Source organism: Legionella sp., assembly GCF_965140895.1.
Taxonomy (GTDB): domain Bacteria; phylum Pseudomonadota; class Gammaproteobacteria; order Legionellales; family Legionellaceae; genus Legionella.
In genome coordinates, this window is sequence record NZ_CBCSKT010000154.1 from 1 (window position 1) to 1,025 (window position 1,025).

Below are 1,025 nucleotides of genomic sequence, written 5' to 3' on the forward strand. Positions count from 1 at the left end.
ACATTGAAAAAGACTCATGTTGATGCGCCTGAGCTCCAAGTGTATGAGGCATTTTTTACTGTAATTGATATTATTGTAAATGAACGTCCAGTTCACTATTGTTTGGCTGCATTAGGACGTATCGTTTCTTATGCAAAAGAATTACCGCAAATCAATCAACAAGGCTTTCTTACCCTGTTTTGCAATCCTTACTACAGAGCGTTTTATGAGTATGTACAGCATGAGCAGTGGCATGCCCCCATCGATTTATTTACGTCTGATTTGGTAACGAACTTTGATGGTTATGAACAAGGGGTAAAGAAATTCGAAGCATTGAAAGCCCAATTCATGGATTCCAAAGATACAAACGTATTGAATACAGCGAAACAGATGAAGTTACTCATCAAACTGGAGACCGCTCTTCAAGCGTCTTCTCTGGAGCAAAATGCAGCAGACTATAGAGCTCATGCGTTTACTTTATTAGACTGGATTCCTGCGATAAAAGAATGCTTAACCCCCTCGCTTTACGCCAATTTATTTATTCAGATAGGCCTTAAATTTCAGCAAGCCTCTGTTTTAGAATCCGAATTAGCATTAAAACAAGCAGATGAACAGCTGGCTTTAAAAATGTACCTTAGTGCTTATGCGGTAACAGAAAAGTCAGCCCCCGATCTCAGCTTATATGTGATGGCCTTGATCGTAACTTTTTTGTCGCAATTTACTTGTGATAGCCCACAGATTAGAGAAGTACTGCCTGAGCTACAAAAAAAACATGCAATCCTTGCGGACGTTTTTCCTTGTTATGAGCACACGCGCTCTAATATAGAGCTATTAACACAAGACAATAAAATGCTTCCCTTGATGCGGCACATGTTAAATACGCTGCACCAACGCTACCAATACAATCAAACGCATTCAGATGGGATTGCACTGGAATACCAAGAGACCACCGTTCTTTATCAAATTTACGAAGCCTGTTTAAAAAACTGGTTTATGGCAAAATATGATCCACAATTCGAAAAAGAAATCCGTTTATCCTTAATGGA

At 39.2% G+C, this 1,025-nt stretch carries 1 protein-coding gene; it reads left to right on the forward strand.

Features of this window, described 5'->3' with window-relative positions; translation table 11 throughout:
* Positions 1–1,025, forward strand: a 1,025-nt coding sequence (locus ACQY7T_RS13630) for a hypothetical protein (protein ID WP_428414072.1), incomplete at both ends; no start/stop codon positions are given.